Annotated in this window: 20 protein-coding genes; 15 read left to right on the forward strand and 5 right to left on the reverse strand. The window is 69.3% G+C overall.

The features are described from left to right. Positions 1-4 precede the first annotated feature (4 nt). Positions 5-2,416, reverse strand: a complete 2,412-nt coding sequence (gene ppsA, locus BM397_RS16865) for a phosphoenolpyruvate synthase (protein WP_092426889.1) — start codon at positions 2,414-2,416, stop codon at positions 5-7. Between the two features lie 229 nt (positions 2,417-2,645). Here ppsA and BM397_RS16870 point away from each other — a divergent pair, with 229 nt between their 5' ends. Both BM397_RS16870 and BM397_RS16875 read left to right on the forward strand, forming a co-directional pair. After that, positions 2,646-3,602, forward strand: a complete 957-nt coding sequence (locus BM397_RS16870) for a DnaJ C-terminal domain-containing protein (RefSeq protein ID WP_092426891.1) — start codon at positions 2,646-2,648, stop codon at positions 3,600-3,602. Further along, the gene (locus BM397_RS16875) at positions 3,599-3,928 is read left to right on the forward strand and encodes a chaperone modulator CbpM (protein WP_092426893.1); all 330 of its coding nucleotides are present in this window, start codon (positions 3,599-3,601) and stop codon (positions 3,926-3,928) included. The genes BM397_RS16870 and BM397_RS16875 overlap by 4 nt, the downstream gene beginning before the upstream one ends. Positions 3,929-3,949: 21 nt before the next feature. Here the strand turns inward: BM397_RS16875 and BM397_RS16880 are convergent, their stop codons facing one another. Continuing rightward, positions 3,950-4,675, reverse strand: a complete 726-nt coding sequence (locus BM397_RS16880) for a SpoIIAA family protein (RefSeq protein WP_176806721.1) — start codon at positions 4,673-4,675, stop codon at positions 3,950-3,952. A gap of 270 nt (positions 4,676-4,945) precedes the next feature. Between BM397_RS16880 and atpD the strand changes: the two genes are divergently transcribed. From atpD to BM397_RS16930, 10 genes are read left to right on the forward strand one after another with little or no spacing between them, the layout of a single operon-like run. Then, the gene (gene atpD / locus BM397_RS16885) at positions 4,946-6,364 is read left to right on the forward strand and encodes a F0F1 ATP synthase subunit beta (protein ID WP_092426897.1); all 1,419 of its coding nucleotides are present in this window, start codon (positions 4,946-4,948) and stop codon (positions 6,362-6,364) included. Beyond that, positions 6,361-6,825 carry a F0F1 ATP synthase subunit epsilon gene (locus tag BM397_RS16890; RefSeq protein WP_092426899.1) on the forward strand — a complete coding sequence of 155 codons (465 nt, stop codon included), beginning with the start codon at positions 6,361-6,363 and terminating at the stop codon, positions 6,823-6,825. The genes atpD and BM397_RS16890 overlap by 4 nt, the downstream gene beginning before the upstream one ends. Next, complete coding sequence (locus BM397_RS16895; RefSeq protein ID WP_092426902.1) at positions 6,822-7,100, forward strand: AtpZ/AtpI family protein; 279 nt, start codon at positions 6,822-6,824, stop codon at positions 7,098-7,100. The genes BM397_RS16890 and BM397_RS16895 overlap by 4 nt, the downstream gene beginning before the upstream one ends. Next, on the forward strand, positions 7,097-7,378 hold the full coding sequence (locus tag BM397_RS16900) for an N-ATPase subunit AtpR (RefSeq protein WP_176806723.1): 282 nt from the start codon (positions 7,097-7,099) through the stop codon (positions 7,376-7,378). The genes BM397_RS16895 and BM397_RS16900 overlap by 4 nt, the downstream gene beginning before the upstream one ends. Further along, a complete protein-coding gene (locus BM397_RS16905) occupies positions 7,375-8,082 on the forward strand; it encodes a F0F1 ATP synthase subunit A (protein WP_092426908.1) in 708 nt (235 codons plus the stop codon). The genes BM397_RS16900 and BM397_RS16905 overlap by 4 nt, the downstream gene beginning before the upstream one ends. Then, positions 8,079-8,327 carry a F0F1 ATP synthase subunit C gene (locus BM397_RS16910; RefSeq protein ID WP_066107200.1) on the forward strand — a complete coding sequence of 83 codons (249 nt, stop codon included), beginning with the start codon at positions 8,079-8,081 and terminating at the stop codon, positions 8,325-8,327. The genes BM397_RS16905 and BM397_RS16910 overlap by 4 nt, the downstream gene beginning before the upstream one ends. A gap of 13 nt (positions 8,328-8,340) precedes the next feature. Further along, the gene (locus BM397_RS16915) at positions 8,341-9,075 is read left to right on the forward strand and encodes a F0F1 ATP synthase subunit delta (protein ID WP_092426911.1); all 735 of its coding nucleotides are present in this window, start codon (positions 8,341-8,343) and stop codon (positions 9,073-9,075) included. Beyond that, positions 9,068-10,594 (forward strand): F0F1 ATP synthase subunit alpha, encoded by a 1,527-nt coding sequence (locus BM397_RS16920; protein ID WP_092426914.1) that lies wholly within the window; start codon positions 9,068-9,070, stop codon positions 10,592-10,594. Before BM397_RS16915 ends, BM397_RS16920 begins: the two co-directional genes overlap by 8 nt. Further along, a complete protein-coding gene (locus tag BM397_RS16925; RefSeq protein WP_092426917.1) occupies positions 10,591-11,448 on the forward strand; it encodes a F0F1 ATP synthase subunit gamma in 858 nt (285 codons plus the stop codon). The genes BM397_RS16920 and BM397_RS16925 overlap by 4 nt, the downstream gene beginning before the upstream one ends. A 15-nt stretch (positions 11,449-11,463) precedes the next feature. After that, positions 11,464-12,429: an LOG family protein gene (locus BM397_RS16930; RefSeq protein ID WP_092426920.1), complete on the forward strand. Its 966-nt coding sequence runs from the start codon at positions 11,464-11,466 to the stop codon at positions 12,427-12,429. A 522-nt stretch (positions 12,430-12,951) separates the two neighbouring features. On the opposite strand, the gene BM397_RS29360 is transcribed toward BM397_RS16930, so the two are convergent. After that, complete coding sequence (locus BM397_RS29360; RefSeq protein WP_176806725.1) at positions 12,952-13,098, reverse strand: hypothetical protein; 147 nt, start codon at positions 13,096-13,098, stop codon at positions 12,952-12,954. 338 nt (positions 13,099-13,436) lie between these two features. Beyond that, positions 13,437-14,489 carry an AraC family transcriptional regulator gene (locus BM397_RS16945; protein ID WP_092426929.1) on the reverse strand — a complete coding sequence of 351 codons (1,053 nt, stop codon included), beginning with the start codon at positions 14,487-14,489 and terminating at the stop codon, positions 13,437-13,439. A 113-nt stretch (positions 14,490-14,602) separates the two neighbouring features. Here BM397_RS16945 and BM397_RS16950 point away from each other — a divergent pair, with 113 nt between their 5' ends. The 3 genes from BM397_RS16950 to BM397_RS16960 are packed head-to-tail and all read left to right on the forward strand — an operon-like array spanning position 14,603 to position 17,138. Further along, entirely contained in the window at positions 14,603-15,379 is a 777-nt protein-coding gene (locus tag BM397_RS16950) for an SDR family oxidoreductase (protein ID WP_092426932.1), read from the forward strand. 36 nt (positions 15,380-15,415) lie between these two features. After that, entirely contained in the window at positions 15,416-16,645 is a 1,230-nt protein-coding gene (locus BM397_RS16955; RefSeq protein WP_092426936.1) for a styrene monooxygenase/indole monooxygenase family protein, read from the forward strand. Position 16,646: 1 nt separating this feature from the next. Next, positions 16,647-17,138 (forward strand): flavin reductase family protein, encoded by a 492-nt coding sequence (locus tag BM397_RS16960; RefSeq protein ID WP_092426939.1) that lies wholly within the window; start codon positions 16,647-16,649, stop codon positions 17,136-17,138. 75 nt (positions 17,139-17,213) lie between these two features. On the opposite strand, the gene BM397_RS16965 is transcribed toward BM397_RS16960, so the two are convergent. After that, the gene (locus BM397_RS16965) at positions 17,214-17,633 is read right to left on the reverse strand and encodes an acyl-CoA thioesterase (protein WP_092426942.1); all 420 of its coding nucleotides are present in this window, start codon (positions 17,631-17,633) and stop codon (positions 17,214-17,216) included.

Genomic DNA, 17,633 nt, shown 5'->3' on the forward strand with positions numbered 1-17,633 from the left:
GCGCTCAGAGGTCCTTCTCGGCCTCGGCCACGTTGCGCTTCACCTCCAGGAAGCTGTCCGGCGTGACCGAGATACTGTCGATCCCCGCGCGCACCAGCAGCCGGGCGAAGTCGGGGTGGTTGCTGGGCGCCTGCCCGCAGAGGCCGATCTTGCGCCCCGCCTTGCGGGCCTTGGCGATCACCGTCTCGATCATCCATAGCACCGCCGGGTCGCGCTCCGAGAAGAGGCTCGCCAACGCCTCGGAGTCGCGGTCGACCCCGAGCGTCAGCTGCGTGAGATCGTTGGAGCCGATGGAGAAGCCGTCGAAGCGTTCGGCGAAGGCCTCGGCCTCGATCACGTTGGCCGGGATCTCGCACATCACGTAGACCTCGAGCCCGTCCTCGCCGCGCCGCAGCCCGTTCTCGGCCATCACCTCAAGCACCTTGTCCGCCTCGCCCACCGTGCGGCAGAAGGGGATCATCACCACCGCGTTGCGAAAGCCTATGGTCTCGCGCAGGCGGCGGATGGCGCGGCACTCCAGCGCAAAGCCGTCGCGATAGGCGTCGGAGTAGTAGCGCGACGCACCGCGGAAGCCGATCATCGGGTTCTCCTCCTGCGGCTCGAAGGCCGCGCCCCCCAGCAGCCCGGCGTATTCGTTGGTCTTGAAGTCGCTCATCCGGATGATCGCCGGGTTCGGATACCAGGTGGCGGCAATGCGCGAGAGGCCGCGCGCCAGCGTCTCGACGAAATACTCGGTCCGCTCGGCATAGCCGCGCGTCAGCTGGTCGACGGCATCGCGGTCGGGCCCCTCGGGCAGGCTGTCGTAGCGGGTCAGCGCCAACGGGTGCACCTTTACCTCGTTGGAGATCACGAACTCCATCCGCGCCAGCCCGACCCCGTCCGCCGGCAGCCGCCACCAGCGCGTCGCCGCCGCCGGGTTGGCCATGTTGAGCATCACCTTGGTGCGGGTCGGCGGGATCTCGTCGAGCCGTGTCTCCTCGACCTCGAATTCCGCCTCGCCAGCGTAGATCACCCCCTCGTCACCCCCGGCGCAGGAGACGGTGATTGCCTGGCCGTCGTGCAGCAGGTGCGTCGCCTGCCCGGTGCCGACGATGGCCGGCACGCCCAGCTCGCGGCTGATGATCGCCGCGTGCGAGGTGCGACCGCCGTGGTCGGTGACGATGGCCGCGGCGCGCTTCATGATCGGCACCCAGTCGGGATCGGTGGTCGAGGTGACAAGCACCGCGCCGTCGCGGAAGCGGCCGATGTCGGCGGCGCTCTCGATCAGGCAGACCTCGCCCGTGGCCACTGCACTGCCGACGCTGAGCCCCTTGAGCAGCACGGGGCCGGTCTCGCCCAGCCGATAGCTGCGGAAGGCGTGGCTCTCGCTGCGGGACTGCACCGTCTCGGGCCGCGCCTGCACGATGTAGAGCGGCCCGTCATGGCCGTCGCGCGCCCATTCCATGTCCATCGGCTGGCCATAGTGGCGCTCGATGGTCACCGCCATGCGCGACAGCTCGAGGATCTCCGCATCCGACAGCACGAAGCTCTCGCGCTCGGCCTTCGAGGTCGGCACGTTGCGGGTCGGCGCGGCCTCGCCGGTGCCTGTCCCCGCGCCGTAGATCATCTTGATCTCCTTGGCCCCCAGCGCCTTGTGCAGGATCGGCACGCGGGCCTCATCGTCGAGGAAGGGCTTGTAGACCTGATACTCGTCGGGGCTCACCGCCCCCTGCACCACATTCTCGCCCAGCCCCCAGGCGGCGTTGATCAGCACCAGCCTGTCGAAGCCGCTTTCGGTGTCGAGCGAGAACATCACCCCCGAGCCGCCCTCGTCCGAGCGCACCATCAGCTGCACCCCCACCGAGAGCGCCACGGCGAGGTGATCGAAGCCCTTGATCTGCCGGTAGGTGATCGCCCGGTCGGTGAACAACGAGGCATAGCAGCGGCGGCAGGCCGAGAGCAGCGCCGCCTCGCCGCGGATGTTGAGAAAGGTCTCCTGCTGGCCCGCAAAGCTGGCGTCGGGCAGGTCTTCGGCGGTGGCAGAAGAGCGCACAGCCACGGCAGGCTCGGTCTCGCCGACCCGCGCGCCGAGGTCGCGATAGGCCGTGCGGATCGCACTCTCGATGTCGTCCGGCCAGCGGCCAGCGGCCACCGCCGCGCGGATCCGCTGCCCCGCCTCGGCCAGCGTCAGCCGACCGTCGGCAAGCTGCCCAAGCGCATCGGCGAGCACGGCATCCAGCCCGTTCGCGCTGATGTAGCTGCGGTAGGCACCGGCGGTCGTGGCAAAGCCCGGCGGCACGCGGATCCCCTCGCGACCCAGCCGGGCGACCATCTCGCCGAGAGAGGCATTCTTGCCGCCCACCTCGGGCACGTTGTCCCGCGTGAGGTCCTCGAACCATGTCAGCATGGCTCCGCTGCCCTGCGCTTGAGCGTCCATCTGCCGTCCTCCCTTGTTCCGCCCGTGGCTCGACCCAGCCGGGCGGCACCACGCCACGTCGCAAGCCCTCCCAGCCCGCGCGTGAACCCCGCTTTTCACCGCCGCAGGATGCGCCCGCCGTGCGCGCCGCACCATGATCGGGATCAATGGCGTGCCAGAAAGCTGGCGGTTGCGGCCCAGGCCCAGAGGCGCTCTACTCGGGCCAGGCGGACTCACCGGTGGAGCGGCGATGAGCGACAATCCCTACGAGGTGCTCGGCGTGGACAAGACCGCCAGCGCCGACGAGATCAAGAAGGCCTACCGCAGGATCGCGAAGCAGAGCCATCCCGACCTGCATCCCGGCGACGGTGCCGCCGAAGCGCGGTTCAAGGCCGCGGGGGCGGCCTTCGAGCTGCTCAAGGACCCCGAGAAGCGCGCCCGCTTCGACCGCGGCGAGATCGACGCGAGCGGGCAGGAGCGCCCGCAGGACCGCACCTTCTACCGCGATTTTGCCGAGCAGCAGGACAACCCGTACCGTCGCGGGCCGCGCTACGAGGGCTTCGGTGACGCCGAGGACATCTTCGCCGAGTTCCTGCGGCGGCAGGCTGGCGGGCACGGCCAGGAGCAAGGGCGGGAGCAAGGGCGGGGAAGCTACAGTTTTCGGTCACGCGGGGCGGACGCGCAATACGCGCTGGAGGTGCCATTCCTCGATGCGGCCAACGGCGGCAGCCTGCGCATCACCCTGCCCGGCGGCGGCAATCTCGAGGTGAAGATCCCCAAGGGCGTCGCCGACGGCACCACCCTGCGCCTGCGCGGCAAGGGCGGGCCGGGCCATGGCGGCGGCGCGCCGGGCGATGCCTATGTGACGCTCTCGATCACGCCGCACCCGGTGTTCCGCCGCGAGGGCGACGACATCGCGATCTCTCTGCCGATCACCCTCTACGAGGCGGTGCTCGGGGCCAAGGTCGAGGCACCGACGATCGCCGGGCCCGTCAAGGTGACGATCCCGAGGGGTGCCAGCAGCGGACAGACCCTGCGCCTGCGCGGCCGCGGCGTCAAAGCGGCGGGGCGGCCTGCCGGCGACCAGCGCATCGAGTTGCAGATCGTGATGCCGAAGGAGGTGGACGACGAGCTCGCAGCTTTCATGGAACGCTGGGGCAAGACCCACGCCTATGACCCACGCAAGGGCGGGAGGACCCGAGCATGACGCCTGTCTTCTATTCCGAGCAGGAGGTGCTTGCGACCGTCGGGCGCCTCGACCAGGCGCGGCTCACCCGCTTCCTGCGCACCGAGGTCATCACCCCCGCCGAGGCCCACGGCCAGACCGTCTACCGGCAGGTTGACATCGCCCGGATGGAGTTGCTCTGCGATCTCTGCGACGACTTCGAGCTGAACGACGAGGCGCTGGCGCTGGTGATGCAGCTGATCGACCAGCTGCATGGCACCCGCGGCGATCTGGTCGCGCTGATGCGCGCGCTCGGCGAGGAGCCGGAAGAGGTCAAGATCCGGGTGCAGGGTCGGCTCGGGCGGTAGCGGAACGGGCCCCGGCGGCGCTCAGCCCGCCAGCCACGTCTTCGCCTTGGCCATGTCGGCGGCGGCGAAGTACTTTGCATCGAGGCCGAAGGCGCGCTTGCCCACCTGCACCGCCATGTCCTGCCAGCCGGCGTCGCCGACGATGGCGGCCCGCTGCACCCGCTTGGCGTGGCCCCGCACGAGGTAGAAGTGGTCGCGCAGCGCATCCAGCCCCTGCCAGCCGTCGAAATCGCGCAGGTCGATGAGCAGCCGCACCTGCTCGTGCGCCGCAAAGAAACTGTCGAGATCGCCGATGGCCGCATCATAGGCGGCGCCGTCCACCTTGCCGCGCAGCCGCACCTCCAGCATGCCGCCGCCGAGATCCTCCTGCTGGATCGTGCCGAGGCTCTCGCGTAGCCAGCGCCGGGCCGCGTCGGCCTCTTTCATCTCGAAGGTGGCGACGGGGCACGGCATGAAGACCGAAAACCCCCCGACCGCCGTCCGGACGATCTTGTCGTCCGTCACCAGCGCGATGCGGTCGAAGCCGCGCCAGTGCTTGAGCCCCGCGCGCGCGTCCTGGACCATCGCGCCGAGAGTGAACTCCGAGGGCCGCGCCTCGACAATGGCCAGCAGCCGCAGCCGGTCGCCCTTGGTCAGTGCCGCGTCAAGCGCGGGCATCAGCGTCTCGCGGTAGTCGGCGTCGGTGACCGGCGGCGTCATCTTCAGCTCGAGGATGCCGTGCTCCCCGGTGTCGTGAATCTCGATCATGGCAGGGTCCTCCCGCGGGAAGTATGCCGCAGCCGGGGCGCCGCTGGAAAGACCGGCGAACCCCGCACACGCGCTCCTGAAGCGCCGGGATGGGGCGTGAACGCCGCGACTGGCCGCGATCCCGTCGCAATGCTCAAGGCAAGTTGATCGAAATTCCGGCGGCAAGGCGCTGTCAGCACGGGGAATTTGACACGGCGCAAGGTGGTGGACGGCGAATCTCTTAAGCTTGGGCACGAACCCCCTTCGAGGACCGCGCATGAAAGACCGCGCATGAAACCCGAGACCATCGACACCGCAGGAGAGGTCGTCGCCATTCGCGGCGCCGTGGTGGACGTGCGCTTCGACGGCATGGCCCTGCCGAAGATCGACGAGGCGCTGCGGATCCGTCGCCCCGACGGTGCCGACGTGATGATCGAAGTGCAGGCGCATCTCGACGCCGCCACCCTGCGCGGCATCGCGCTGCAGGACACGGTCGGGCTGCGCCGCGGCGCGCGGGCAGAGCCGATCGGCGGGCCAGTCGAAGTGCCGGTGGGCGAGGCGGTGCTGGGCCGCCTGCTCGACGTCACCGGCGGCATCGGCGACGGCAAGGGCGACCTGCCGCCGGACGTGCCGCGCAGCCCGATCCACCGCCCGGCTCCGCCTTTCCGCGCACGCGCCGGTGCCTCCGAGATGTTCCACACCGGCATCAAGGTCTTCGACCTGCTGACCCCGCTGGCGCAGGGCAGCAAGGCGGCGATGTTCGGCGGTGCCGGGGTCGGCAAGACCGTTCTGGTGATGGAGCTGATCCACGCGATGGTCGCCAGCTACGAGGGCATCTCGGTGTTCTCCGGTGTCGGCGAACGCTCGCGCGAGGGGCACGAGCTGCTGATGGAGATGACCAATGCAGGCGTGCTGGACCGGACGGTTCTGGTCTACGGCCAGATGAACGAACCGCCGGGCGCGCGCTGGCGGGTGCCGCTGACCGCGCTGACCATCGCCGAGCATTTCCGTGACGAGGCGCAGCGCAACGTGCTGCTGCTGATGGACAACGTCTTCCGCTTCGTCCAGGCCGGGGCCGAAGTCTCGGGGCTCCTGGGCCGCCTGCCCTCGCGCGTCGGCTACCAGCCGACGCTGGGCACCGAGGTGGCCGAGCTGCAGGAGCGCATCGCCTCCACTGGCGGTGCCTCGGTGACGGCGGTCGAGGCGGTCTACGTCCCCGCCGACGATTTCACCGATCCCGCGGTGACCACCATCGCATCGCACGTCGACAGCATGGTGGTGCTGTCGCGCGCCATGGCCGCCGACGGCATGTACCCGGCAATCGATCCCGTCGCCTCCTCCTCGATCCTGCTCGACCCGCTGATCTTGGGCGAGGAGCACGTGCGCGTGGCCAACGAGGTGCGCCGCGCCATCGAGCACTACCGCGGCCTTCAGGACGTGATCTCGCTGCTCGGCATGGAGGAGCTTGGCCGCGAGGACCGGCAGATCGTCGAGCGCGCCCGGCGGTTGCAACGCTTCCTCACCCAGCCCTTCACCGTGACCGAGGCCTTCACCGGCATCCCCGGCCGCTCGGTGCCGATCGAGGAGACAATCAAGGGCTGCAAGGCGATCCTCGCCGGGGCGTGCGACGACTGGGACGAGGCGGCGCTCTACATGGTCGGCACGCTCGACGAGGCGCGCGAGAAACAGGCCGGAAGGGACGCGGCATGAGCGGGCTCCATCTCACCGTCACCACGCCGATGAGCGTGCTGGTCGACGAGACCGGCGTCGCTTCGGTGCGCGCCGAAGACCGCAGCGGATCCTTCGGCATCCTGCCCGGACACACGGAGTTCATGACCGTACTGCCAGCTTCGGTGCTGCGTTGGCGGACGGCAGAGGGGGCGCTGCACTTCTGTGCCCTGCGCAGCGGGCTTCTGACGGTGGAGAATGGCTCCAAGGTAGCCATCGCCTGCCGCGAGGGGGTACTGGGCGACGACCTGCACGCGCTCGAGGCTGAGGTCGAGACCCTGCGCGCTGCCGAGGCCGATGCCGACCGGCGCGAGCGGGTCGAGCAGATGCGCCTGCACGCCAGCGCCGTGCGCCAGCTGATGCAGTACCTGCGCCCCGGACGCCCCGCCGGGCCGGGTGCCGCCCCCTTTGCGCAACGCCCACCGGGCGGGGAGGCGCCATGACCGACGAAGAGCGCAATCACATCGCCGAGGCCGCCCGCCGCTCGTCGGCACGAGAGCAACTTGGGCAGGAAACCCCGGAGCCCTCGCTCGGTGCGCGGCTCGGGCAGATCGGCATCCTCGGCTGGGCCGTGGTGGTGCCGACGCTGCTCGGGGTGGTGCTTGGGCGCATGGCCGACCGCGCCTTCGGCACCGGGGTGTTCTTCACCGCGCCGGCAATCATGATCGGTGCCGCAATCGGTTTTCATGCCGCCTGGAAATGGATGCACAAGCAATGACGCCTCTTCTTGCACCCTACCCGCTCGCAGTTCTCGCCCTCTGTTTCGGCTTTGCGCTGGGACTGCTGCATTTCGCCAGCCTTCGGCGGGTCACCGGCCTCTATATCGACGGCGGCCCGCCTTGGCGCGCCCTCGCGCTGCAACTCGGTCGCCTCGCGCTGCTGGCCGGGGTGTTGGTGGGACTGGCGTTGCTCGGGGCGCTGCCGCTTCTGGCGGGCACACTGGGTCTGCTGCTGGCGCGGCAGCTGGTGCTGCGGCAGGTCCGGAAGGCACCGTGATGGACAGCCCGCTTACTCTCGATCCGCTCTTCCACCTCGGGCCCGTCCCGATCACCGAGCCGGTGCTGGTGACCTGGGCGATCCTCCTGCTGCTGGCGCTCGGAACATGGCTCGCCACCCGCCGCCTGTCGCTGACGCCCGGCAAGCTGCAAACGGTGCTTGAGCTCCTCGTCACCACCATCGACGCGCAGGTGCGCGACACGATGCAGCGCGATCCCGCGCGCTTCCGCGCACTGATCGGCACGATCTTCCTCTTCGTGCTGGTGGCCAACTGGTCCTCGCTGGTGCCCGGCGTCGAGCCGCCCACTGCGCGGCTGGAAACCGACGCCGCGCTGGCGCTGATCGTCTTTGCCGCCACCGTCTGGTACGGCATCGCGGCGCAGGGGCTGAGGGGCTATCTCGCCACCTTCGCGGAACCGTCGTGGGTTATGATCCCGCTCAACCTCGTCGAGCAGATCACCCGCACCTTCTCGCTCATCGTGCGCCTCTTCGGCAACGTGATGAGCGGCGTCTTCATCATCGCCATCGTGCTGTCGCTCGCCGGGCTTCTGGTGCCGATCCCGCTGATGGCGCTCGACCTGCTGACCGGCGCCGTGCAGGCCTACATCTTCGCCGTGCTCGCCACCGTCTTCATCGGCGCCGCCGTCGGTGAGCAGACCCCGGCCAATTCCGTATCCTCTGCCGCAAAGGAGACCCGCCCATGACCGCAAATCTCGTCGAGATCGTCAGCATCCTCGCCGCCGCGCTCGCCGTGTCCTTCGGCGCCATCGGCCCGGCGCTGGCCGAGGGCCGCGCCGTGGCCGCCGCCATGGATGCCATCGCCCGCCAGCCAGAGGCAGCGGGCACGCTCAGCCGCACGCTCTTCGTCGGCCTCGCGATGATCGAGACCATGGCGATCTACACGCTGGTGATCGCGTTGCTGCTGCTCTTCGCCAACCCCTTCGTCTGAGGCGCGCCCGGCCATGAGTTTCGACTGGTGGACATTGGGGCTGCAGACGGTCAACGTCCTCGTCCTGCTGTGGATCCTGTCGCATTTCCTGTTCCGCCCGGTCTCCGAGATCATCGCGCAACGGCAGGCGGCGGCGACGGACGAGCTGTCCCACGCCCGCGCTGCACGGGCCGAGGCCGAAGCCGCGCTGGTCGAGGCGCAGGCGCGCGACGCGGCGGTCGCGGCGCGGCGTGGCGAGCTGCTCTTCGGTGCGCAAACCGAGGCTGAAAGCGCGAAACGGCAGATGCTGGAGGAGGCCCGCAAGGAAGTCGCGAAGCTCCGCACGGAGGCGCAGGCCGAGGCGCAGCGCCGCCACGCCGAGGCGCAGCGTGCACTGCAGAACGAGGCGGCGGATTTGGCCGTCGATATCGCCGGGCGGCTGCTCGAACGCCTGCCCAAGGCCACGCGCACCGCCGGGTTCATCGACGGGCTGGCGCAGGCGGTGGCCGAGCTGCCCGAGCAGACCCGCGATGGTCTGGCTTCCGAAGCACCCGTGCCGGTGCGCGCGGCGCAAGAGCTGAGCGCCGAAGAGACGGCGCTGCTGAAGTCCCGCCTCGCCGGGGTTCTGGGTCGCGAAATCGAGCTTACCGTCACCGCCGACCCCTCGCTCATCGCCGGGCTCGAGCTCGACGCCCCGCACGCCGTGGTGCGCAACCATTTCCGCGCCGATCTCGACCGCATCCGGCAGGAGCTGCTGAGGCATGACTGACGACGCCCCCTCCGCCGACTGGCTCCGCCGGAGCCGCGCCGCGATCGCCCGGGCAGACCTCGCGCCCGAGGCGGAGCCCATCGGCCGGGTGATCTCGGTCTCCGACGGCATCGCCCGGATCTCGGGCCTGCCGGATGCGCCACTGGGCGCGCTGCTGCGCTTCGAGGGCGGGCAGGCTGGCTTCGCGCAGACATTGGACGCGACAGAAATCGACGCGGTGCTCTTTGACGATGTTACCGGGATCGAGGCCGGGGCCAAGGTCACCGACACCGGCGACATCGTCCGCGTGCCCGTCGGCGACGCGCTACTCGGGCGGATCGTCGACCCGCTGGGCCGCCCGATCGACGACGGCCCGGCACTGGACACGTCGGAAACCCTGCCCATCGAACGCCCCGCCCCCGGGATCATCGACCGCGCGCTGGTGTCGGAGCCGATGATGACCGGCGTGCTGGTGCTCGACAGCCTCTTCGCGCTCGGACGGGGGCAGCGCGAGCTGATCGTCGGTGACCGCGCCACCGGCAAGACAGCCCTCGCGGTCGAGGCCATCGTCACCCAGAAACATACCGACGTCATCTGCATCTACGTCGCCGTCGGGCAGCGCGCGACGGCGGTGGAGCGGGTTGTCGCCGCGGTGCGCGAGCACGGCGCGCCCGAGCGCTGCGTCTTCGTCGTCGGCAACGCCGGCAGCGCGCCCGGCCTGCAATGGATCGCGCCCTTCGCCGGGATGAGCATGGCCGAGCATTTCCGCGACGCCGGGCATGATGTGCTGATCGTCATCGACGACCTGACCCGCCACGCCGCCACCCACCGCGAACTGGCCCTGCTCACCCGCGAGCCGCCGGGCCGCGAGGCCTACCCGGGCGACATCTTCTACCTGCATGCCCGGCTGCTGGAGCGCGCCGCGAAGCTGCCGCGCGAGGTGGGCGGCTCGATCACCGCCCTGCCCATCGCCGAGACCGACGCGGGCAACCTCTCGGCCTATATCCCGACCAACCTCATTTCGATAACCGACGGGCAGATCGTGCTGGACTCGCACCTCTTCGCCGCGAACCAGCGGCCGGCGGTGGACGTCGGACTCTCGGTCAGCCGGGTCGGCGGCAAGGCACAGGCCCCGGCGCTGCGCGCGGTCTCGGGGCGGGTGCGGCTGGACTACGCGCAGTTTCAGGAGCTGGAGATGTTCACCCGTTTCGGCGGCATTTCCAGCACCCGCGTGACGGCGCAGATCGCCCGCGGCGAGAGCATCCGCGCGCTGCTGGCGCAGCCCCGCTACGCCGGGCTGCGGCTGGTCGATCAGGTGGCGCTGCTGGCCGCGTTGGCCGAGGGCACGCTCGACGGCCTCGGCCCGGAGCGGCTCGCCGAGCTGCGCAGGCAGCTTCCGGCACGGATCGACGCGACCGCGGCAAAGGCGAAAGCCGAAGTGGAGGCGGGCGGCGCGCTGACCGACGCGCAGCGCGGGGCATTGGTGGAGGTCGTGGCCGCGCTGGTGTGCGAGCTGGGCGGAGCGGAGACGGCAGGATGAGCGGCACGCTTTCCGACGTCGAGGCACGCATCGGCACCGTGCACAAGCTCTCGGCGGTGATCGCCGCGATGCGCGGCATCGCCGCCTCGCGCCTGCAGGACGCCCACGGCCACATCGGCGCGATCCGCCTCTATGCGGGGACCATCGGCGAGGCCATCGGCCACGCGCTGAGCTTCAGCGACCCTGACCGCGCATCCTTGCCAACGCCCGCCTCCGGCAGCGCGCTCTTCATCGTGCTCTGCGCCGAACAGGGCTTTGCCGGCAGTTTCTCGGCCCGGGTCCTGGAGGCGGCGCAGGCCGCGCAGCACGCGGCGCAGGGCCCGACCGACGTGCTGTTGATCGGCGACCGAGGCCTGCTGGTCGCGCCCGACTACGGCATCGCGCCGAGCTGGACCGCCCCGATGATCGCCCATCCCGCGCGCATGCCGCATCTTGCCGGGCTCATCGCCGAGGTGGTCTTCGAACGCGTCTCGGACGGGCGCGCAACCTCGGTCTCGGTGCTGCATGCCGCGCCCGGCGGCACAGAGGGCCACGACGTGGTTCAAAAGCGGCTGGTGCCTTTCGACTACTCCCGCTTTCCGCGGCCCGAAACGTCGCTGGCCCCGCGGATCACCCTGCCCCCGGATGAGTTGCTCTCGCGGCTGGTGGAGGAATATATCTTCGCGGAGATCAGCGAAGCGCTGATGCTCTCCTTCGCCGCAGAGAACGAGGCCCGGATGCGCGCGATGATCGCCGCGCATGACAATGTCACCGGCTCGCTCGACGCGCTGGTCGGACAGGCGCGGCGGCTGCGACAGGATGCGATCACCGAGGAGATCATGGAGCTCGCCACCGGCAGCCTGCCGGCACGGTGAGCCGAGGAGGAGCCGATGATGGACGATTGCCCCGAGACACCGCCGCCGAGTTCGGAGCGCGATGTGGAGCTGCCCTGGTGCACGCCGAAGCCCGCCAGCGAGGACCGGCGCGCCCCGGATCTCGTGCGCCGGATCATGGAAAGCCCGAGCTACCGCGAGGGCGACCACGACGTGGATTTCCTCGACCGGGACGACATGCGCGGGCTGCGGCTGATGCTCGATTACCAGAAGCCCGAGGCGCTGCTGCAGGCGCATGGGATCGCCCATTCCATCGTCGTCTTCGGCGCGACGCGCATCCCCGAACCGGCCCGCGCCGCGGCGGAGCTGGCCGCATGCGAGGCCGCCCTGGCGCGAGACCCGGACGATACGCGCCTTCAAACAGCCCTCGCCATTGCGCGGCGGGTCGCAGACAAGAGCCGCTACTACGAGATCGCCCGCGCCTTCGGCCGCATCGTCGGTGCGCAGGAGGGGCAGCACGGCAACCGGCTGGTGGTGGTCACCGGCGGCGGGCCGGGGATCATGGAGGCGGCCAATCGCGGCAGCCACGACGCCGGGGCGCGCAGCGTCGGGCTGAACATCACCCTGCCGCACGAGCAGTACCCCAATCCCTACCTCACGCCCGACCTCTGTTTCCGCTTCCACTACTTCGCGCTGCGCAAGCTGCACTTCCTCAAGCGCGCCCGCGCGCTGGTGGTCTTTCCCGGCGGCTATGGCACGATGGACGAGCTGTTCGAAACCCTGACGCTGATCCAGACCCGTAAGATCGTCCCGGTGCCGGTGGTGCTGGTCGGCGAGCGTTTCTGGCGGCGGGCCTTCGACGTCGACTTCCTCGTGGAAGAGGGGGTGATCGACCCCGAAGACCGGGACTTGTTCTGGTACGCCGAGGAGGCGGAGGAGATCTGGCAGGGCATCCTCGGGTGGTACCGGACCGCCGGTCGCGACATCACCGCCCCCGCGCCGGAGACCTCCGCCGACAGGTAAGCGACAGCTCCGGGCGGCATGACCCACTGGCGGTGCAGAGCCTACTCCGGAAGGCTGCCGCCACGCGGAAGCGACACACCGGTACAGGCAGCCAGCACGAGGAAGAGGATGCGGTGCTTGCAGCGCATGATACCACTTCAGCGCGGCGCGCGCCCGGAGACCACCCGTCCGGGTCAAGAAAGGCATGGTCGGGGGTGCGCAACCCTGCCTTCACCAGGTTCACCCACTTCCGCGCCGCGCGGGCGTTGCAGCCGATCTGCGGGCCAAGCTGCGGCGCGCCTTCCGCATGTGGCTGCGGAAAGAAAAAGCGAAGCCCCTGCCGCGGAGCCAGGCCGAGGACGACCACGACGCTGCGCGCCAATGCCGCCAGCACTCCGGCACGGTGCCGGGCCTCCGCCGCTTCAGCCTCGGCGCGGGCGCTTTCCGAACAGGTCGCGGTGAGGATATGGCGCTCGGCGTTCTCCGGCGCGATCCGCGGCGGCCGCGCCTTTAGCCGGGTCGGGACGCCTTCACCGGGCTCGCTCACGCGCCCGCCCCCTCGATCTCGCGCTTCACCAGGCGGATCACCTTGTGACGGCTTTCCAGCCGGATCAGCTCAACGGTGCCGCCCGGCGGGAAGTGCGCCACCTCCGTCGCCACTCCGAGCCGGGCACGAAGACGCTCCGACATCGCCTCGGAGAGCGCCCTGCCCGCCGTTGACCGTGCCGCGGCCGAAGACCGAATTCACCACGCCGCGGTTGGTCAGCCCCTGCATCCGGTAGAGTCGGCCGAGCAACAGGTTCTGCACCTCGCGGGTCATCGGCCCGTCAAGCAGCGGCTACGGACGGCCCACGGTGCCCAAGATGGTCTGGAACACCAGCGGCAGTCGGGCGTCGTCGCGATAAGTGTAATGCTGGTTGAAATCGCCGAATGGAGGATGCGCATCGACCAAGGCTTTTGCGCGCGCACCGCGCGGAGCTTCTGGACCGCCGCGCCACAGATCACCGCGCTGCGCCTCACCGGGGGCCTCAGCCGCGCCGCGCGGCACGCAGAGTCTCGACCGGCGCACAGCCGAATTTCTTGCGGTAGTGCTCGGAGAACCGCCCGAGGTGGAAGAAACCGAGCCCGGTCGCCACGTCGGTGACCCGCGTCTCAACACCGGGGTTCGACAGCTCTTCCCAGGCGCGTTCCAGCCGCATGTCGCGCAAAACGTTCATCGGGCCGCAGCCATGGCTGGCGCGGAACGCCGCCTGCAGCGAGCGCACGCTGGTCCCCGCCGCGCTGGCAATCTCCTCGATCATCAACGGGGCACCCAGGTTCGCGCGCATGAATTCCTCGGCGCGGCGGGTCACGCGCGGCGCACCGCCATTGCTCTGCGCTGCACCCGCGGCATCGGGCATGGGCAACTGCGATTGCAGCAGCCCCACCAGCAGCGTGCGTTCTAGCTGACGCCCCATCGCCGAGCCCTGCCCCAGCAAGGCTGCCCCACGCTGGCTTTCAGACATCACGAACCGCAGCAGCCCGAGGAAGGATTGTCCTGCACCGCCCTCCAGCGCGCGCGCCCCGTCGAAGCGCAGCGCGGCACCCTGCGGCAGACCGAACTCGGTCCGCGCGGCCCGTTGCAGAGACCGGCGATCAATCTGCAGCATCAGCTGCACGCAGTGCTCGCTCCAGATCATGCTGACGTCATCGTCGGGGTTGAGCACCCCGCCGCTGCCGCCGCCGATCTCGTAGCCGCGCGTGCCGGTGTTGATCGAGGCATGGCCGCGCAGCGGGAACTGGAACAGGTAGAATTCTTCGAGCGCGCCCGGGGCGATCTGCGTCTTCGCACCATAGGTCAGCACGTTGATCGACAGATCCTGCCCGTCGAGCCGGTTGTGTCGCGCCGCCAGCGGCGCGCGGCCCATCACCTCGAGGCGGTGATCGCAGTAGACCCGCGCCACCCGGTCCCGCGCCTCGTCCAGATCCCCGGTCGCAAAGAGGGGGTGGCTGCCGAGCGGCAGGTCCTCCGGACCCGACTGCATCTGACCTGTGATATGGCCCGTGACCTGCTCCATGGTGGCGTCGCGATCTTCCTTCATCCCTGAAACATAATTTGCGCAATCCGGAGTCCGGCTGCGCAATCAGGATAGCGCGCATGGCCGGCACCCCTGCAAGCTTTGATTTCAGAAATATGACAAACAGGGAGCACGCGATGCGTGGATTGAAAGACAAAGTCGCGATCGTGCCGGGCGGTGCCACGAAAATCGGCGTTGCGGTGGTCGAGGCGTTCAAATCCCACGGCGTCAAGGTGATCGTCGCGGATATCGACGCCGAGAACGGCGCAAAGCTGGCGGGCGACGACGTGGTTTTCGTGCCGGCCGACCTGCGGTCTGACGCAGATATCGCCCGGGTGGTACAGACCGCCAAGGACAGCTTCGGCCGCATCGATTTTCTGGTGAACGTCGCCGCGACCTACCTCGACAACGGTGCGGAAAGCACGCGATCCGAATGGCTTGAAGCTTTGGATGTGAACCTTGTCGGCTCGGTCATGCTGATGCAGGCAGCGCGCGAGGAACTGCGCAAGACCAGGGGTGCCATCGTCAATTTTGGCTCGATCTCGGCGCGCGTGGCGCAGACCGGGCGCTGGCTCTACCCGGTGTCCAAGGCGGCGATCCTGCAGCTGACCCGCAATCAGGCGATGGATCTGGCGCCCGACGGCATCCGGGTCAACGCGGTCTCGCCGGGCTGGACCTGGTCGAACATCATGGACAGCCTGACCGGCGGCGACCGGGCCAAGACCGACGCGGTGGGCGCGGATTTCCACCTCTTCCCGCGCGTCGGTGACCCCGAGGAAGTGGCTTCGACCATCATGTTCCTCTGCTCGGACGAGTCGAGCTTCGTGACCGGCACCGACATCCGCGTCGACGGCGGCTACACCGCCATGGGCCCCGAGCGCGCCGAGCCCGCCATCCCGCGCCTCATGGACTGATCCCGCCCGCAAAGAAAAATCCAACAGGAGAGAAAAATGAAACGCATTTCCATCGTGGGCGGCGGCCAGTCCGGCCTGCAGCTCGGCATCGGACTCGTGCAGAAGGGCTTTGACGTCAAGATCATCCAGGACCGCACCGGGCCCGAACTCGCCGCCGGGCGGGTCATGTCCTCGCAGTGCCAGTTCGACGCCGCACTGCAGCTCGAACGCGACCTCGGGATCAACTTCTGGGAAGACGCCTGCCCGCCGGTCGAGGGCATCTCCTTCAGCGTCCCGAACCCCGAGGGGCCGGGCAAGGCCGTGGACTGGTCGGCCCGGCTCGACCGGAAGGCGCAGTCCATCGACCAGCGCGTGAAAATGCCGCGCTGGATCGAGGAATTCGAACGGCTCGGCGGCAAGATGGAGATCGCGACGGCCGACATCGCCATGCTCGAACGCGAGGCGAAAGCCGCGGATCTGGTCATCGTCGCCTCGGGCAAGGGCGAGATCGGCAAGCTCTTCGAGCGTGACGCGGGCCGCTCGCCCTTTGCCGCGCCCCAGCGGGCGCTTGCGCTGACCTACGTGCACGGCATGACGCCGCGCCCCGAGCATTCGGCAGTGAACTTCAACCTCATCCCCGGCGTCGGCGAGTATTTCGTCTTCCCCGCGCTGACCACCAGTGGCCCCTGCGAGATCATGGTCTTCGAGGGCATCCCCGAGGGGCCGATGGACTGCTGGAAGGACGTCTCCACCCCCGCCGAGCACCTCGCGCGCTCGAAACAGATCCTCGAGAAGTTCGTGCCGTGGGAAGCCGAGCGCTGCACCAACATCGAGCTGACCGACGGCAACGGCATCCTCGCCGGGCGCTTCCCGCCGACCGTGCGCAAACCCGTGGGCACCCTGCCGTCGGGGGCGAAGATCCTCGGGCTCGGCGACGCGGTCTGCCTGAACGACCCGATCACCGGACAGGGCGCGAACAACGCCGCCAAGGCGGCGGCGGTCTACCTCGACGCGATCGTCGCCCATGGTGATGGCGCCTTCGACGAGACCTGGATGCGCGCCACCTTCGAGACCTTCTGGACCTATGCGCAATGGGTCGTGCGCTGGACCAACATGATGTTGCTGCCGCCGCCGCCCTTCGTGCTCGAGCTGATGGGGTCGGCGCAGGTGCTGCCCGAACTGGCGCATCGCATCGCCAACGGCTTCGACGACCCGCGCGATTTCTTCCCGTGGTTCGCCGATCCCGACGCCGCCGGCAGCTACCTGACCAGCCTCAAGGCCGCCTGACATGGCTGTCGACATCTCGACCTTCCGCGAGACGATGGGGCTGTTTCCGGGGGCGGTGACGCTGATCACCACCGGCGCGGGCGCGGCGCGCCGCGGCATCACCGCCACGGCGGTCTGCTCGGTGACCGACAGCCCGCCCAGCCTTCTGGTCTGCGTCAACAATCGCACCGGCACCTGCCAGGAGATCGCGCGAAGCGGCCGGTTCAGCGTGCAGCTGCTGGGACAGGACCAGGCGGATGTCGCCATGGCCTTTGCCGGGGCGCAGGGGCAGAGCGGGCTCGAGAAGTTCGCCATCGGCAGCTGGTCGAGCTGCCCGCGCGGCCTGCCCCGGCTCGAGGGCGCGCTGGCTTCGATCTCCTGCGAGGTGGTTACGGCGACCGAGGCGGGCAGCCACACGGTATTCATCGGGCGGATCGAGGATGTCGCCCTGGCGGGCGGCGAGGCGCTGGTCTTCGCCCGGTCGCGCTTCCACCGGCTCGAAAGCGTCGCCTGAGCAGCACCCCAAAAGAGCAAAAAGCGCCCCGGCAGATCACTGCCGGGGCGCTTTTGGTTCAGCCTGCGAAGAGGGTCAGGCCGCCATCTCCGGGTGCAGGTAGAGCTCCAGCCCCTTGCGGCAGTCATCGGGCCAGGAGTGCGACTTGTGGTCCTTGGTCGAGGTCATCACGATCAGCTGCTCGATGGTCCAGATCACCTCGCCCTCGACGGTGACCACGGTGTAGAGATCCAGCGACGACTTGCCGATGCGGCGGACATGGACGTTGAACTCCAGCACGTCGCCGTAGACCGCGGGCTTCTTGAACTCGATGTTCATCTTCACGCTGGGAAGGCCGAGCTGCCGCTCGAACATCAGCTCCTTCCAAGTCACGCCGAAAGAGGCGAACATCGCCTCGTTCACGTCGACGAGCATCGACAGGTAGGCCGGATGGTAGGCGATCCCGGTCAGATCGCAGTCGCCGAACCGCATGGGTTTCTGAATTTTGAATGGCAT

The sequence above is a fragment of the Alloyangia pacifica genome (genome assembly GCF_900116195.1).
Classification (GTDB): Bacteria; Pseudomonadota; Alphaproteobacteria; order Rhodobacterales; family Rhodobacteraceae; genus Salipiger; species Salipiger pacificus.

What these genes read in the sequence shown, in the direction of transcription:
- BM397_RS16955 (WP_092426936.1), top strand. Translation starts at nt 15,416, where the DNA reads ATGAAACGCATTTCCATCGTGGGCGGCGGCCAGTCCGGCCTGCAGCTC.
- BM397_RS16870 (WP_092426891.1), top strand. Translation starts at nt 2,646, where the DNA reads ATGAGCGACAATCCCTACGAGGTGCTCGGCGTGGACAAGACCGCCAGC.
- BM397_RS16875 (WP_092426893.1), top strand. Translation starts at nt 3,599, where the DNA reads ATGACGCCTGTCTTCTATTCCGAGCAGGAGGTGCTTGCGACCGTCGGG.
- BM397_RS16915 (WP_092426911.1), top strand. Translation starts at nt 8,341, where the DNA reads ATGAGTTTCGACTGGTGGACATTGGGGCTGCAGACGGTCAACGTCCTC.
- atpD (WP_092426897.1), top strand. Translation starts at nt 4,946, where the DNA reads ATGAAACCCGAGACCATCGACACCGCAGGAGAGGTCGTCGCCATTCGC.
- BM397_RS16965 (WP_092426942.1), bottom strand. Translation starts at nt 17,633, where the DNA reads ATGCCATTCAAAATTCAGAAACCCATGCGGTTCGGCGACTGCGATCTG.
- BM397_RS16900 (WP_176806723.1), top strand. Translation starts at nt 7,097, where the DNA reads ATGACGCCTCTTCTTGCACCCTACCCGCTCGCAGTTCTCGCCCTCTGT.
- BM397_RS16930 (WP_092426920.1), top strand. Translation starts at nt 11,464, where the DNA reads ATGATGGACGATTGCCCCGAGACACCGCCGCCGAGTTCGGAGCGCGAT.
- BM397_RS29360 (WP_176806725.1), bottom strand. Translation starts at nt 13,098, where the DNA reads ATGTCGGAGCGTCTTCGTGCCCGGCTCGGAGTGGCGACGGAGGTGGCG.
- BM397_RS16945 (WP_092426929.1), bottom strand. Translation starts at nt 14,489, where the DNA reads ATGAAGGAAGATCGCGACGCCACCATGGAGCAGGTCACGGGCCATATC.
- BM397_RS16890 (WP_092426899.1), top strand. Translation starts at nt 6,361, where the DNA reads ATGAGCGGGCTCCATCTCACCGTCACCACGCCGATGAGCGTGCTGGTC.
- BM397_RS16910 (WP_066107200.1), top strand. Translation starts at nt 8,079, where the DNA reads ATGACCGCAAATCTCGTCGAGATCGTCAGCATCCTCGCCGCCGCGCTC.
- BM397_RS16880 (WP_176806721.1), bottom strand. Translation starts at nt 4,675, where the DNA reads ATGATCGAGATTCACGACACCGGGGAGCACGGCATCCTCGAGCTGAAG.
- BM397_RS16960 (WP_092426939.1), top strand. Translation starts at nt 16,647, where the DNA reads ATGGCTGTCGACATCTCGACCTTCCGCGAGACGATGGGGCTGTTTCCG.
- BM397_RS16950 (WP_092426932.1), top strand. Translation starts at nt 14,603, where the DNA reads ATGCGTGGATTGAAAGACAAAGTCGCGATCGTGCCGGGCGGTGCCACG.
- ppsA (WP_092426889.1), bottom strand. Translation starts at nt 2,416, where the DNA reads ATGGACGCTCAAGCGCAGGGCAGCGGAGCCATGCTGACATGGTTCGAG.
- BM397_RS16925 (WP_092426917.1), top strand. Translation starts at nt 10,591, where the DNA reads ATGAGCGGCACGCTTTCCGACGTCGAGGCACGCATCGGCACCGTGCAC.
- BM397_RS16920 (WP_092426914.1), top strand. Translation starts at nt 9,068, where the DNA reads ATGACTGACGACGCCCCCTCCGCCGACTGGCTCCGCCGGAGCCGCGCC.
- BM397_RS16895 (WP_092426902.1), top strand. Translation starts at nt 6,822, where the DNA reads ATGACCGACGAAGAGCGCAATCACATCGCCGAGGCCGCCCGCCGCTCG.